The 674-nt window shown below is 80.9% G+C and carries 2 protein-coding genes; both read right to left on the bottom strand.

Annotated elements, in window-relative coordinates; all coding sequences use genetic code 11:
• Window positions 1-421, bottom strand: a 421-nt coding sequence (locus EEJ42_RS31060; protein WP_123105195.1) for an Rv3654c family TadE-like protein, incomplete at its 3' end; no start/stop codon positions are given.
• A gap of 8 nt (window positions 422-429) precedes the next feature.
• A partial coding sequence (locus EEJ42_RS31055; RefSeq protein WP_281291544.1) for a TadE family type IV pilus minor pilin occupies window positions 430-674 on the bottom strand: 245 nt, incomplete at its 5' end.

The following is a 674-nucleotide window of genomic DNA, read 5'->3' as shown; positions in this document are numbered from 1 at the left end:
CCCGCTCCGAGCGCCCGCCGCGGCCGGACACGGGAGGGCCGGGTACGGGGGTGTCGGCGGGGCCCGCCCGCGACCGGATCCGGAGGGCGAACGGCCCGGCCCGCACCTCCGCCGTGAGATCCGCGATCTCACCGCTCAGGGCGCACCGCACCACACGCGCACCCTGGGCGGAGGCCACCCGCCGAGCGAGGCGGCAGGCGGCACCGGGCCCCTCCAGGCCGTGGTCCGCCGCCGCGAGCGCCGCCAGGTCGGCGGCCCCACCCGCCCGATGGCGCGCCACCATGACCTGCCCGGCCGTCAGCACCATCGCGAACACCGCGCACAGGGCCGTCGCGGCGAACGCCGCCCACACCGTCGCCGACCCGCGGTCGCCCGCGCCGGGCACGGAACGCCTCACCCGTCCGTCCCCCGCCCCGCGCACGGAACGCCTCACGGGACCGTCCCCCGCCTCGTGTCGGCCGCGCCCACCGTGTCCTCGGCGAGGGCGGACGACTCCGCGTGCAGCCGGAGTGCCAGCGGACCGGGGCCGACCGCATGGGTCCGGACCCGCACCCGTACCAGGTCTCCGTCCCGCCACAGCTCCACCCGTGCGCCACGCGGTGCGGCCGACCGGGCGGCGGCCACCGCGGCGTCCCGCGACTCCGAGCGCGCCGCCGCCCGGGCCCCGGCCTGGG

The organism is Streptomyces botrytidirepellens (genome assembly GCF_003721215.1).
In the GTDB taxonomy this organism is placed as follows: domain Bacteria; phylum Actinomycetota; class Actinomycetes; order Streptomycetales; family Streptomycetaceae; genus Streptomyces; species Streptomyces himastatinicus.
The sequence above is the reverse complement of the archived record's forward strand: the minus strand, read 5'-3'. Positions and strand labels throughout refer to the sequence as shown.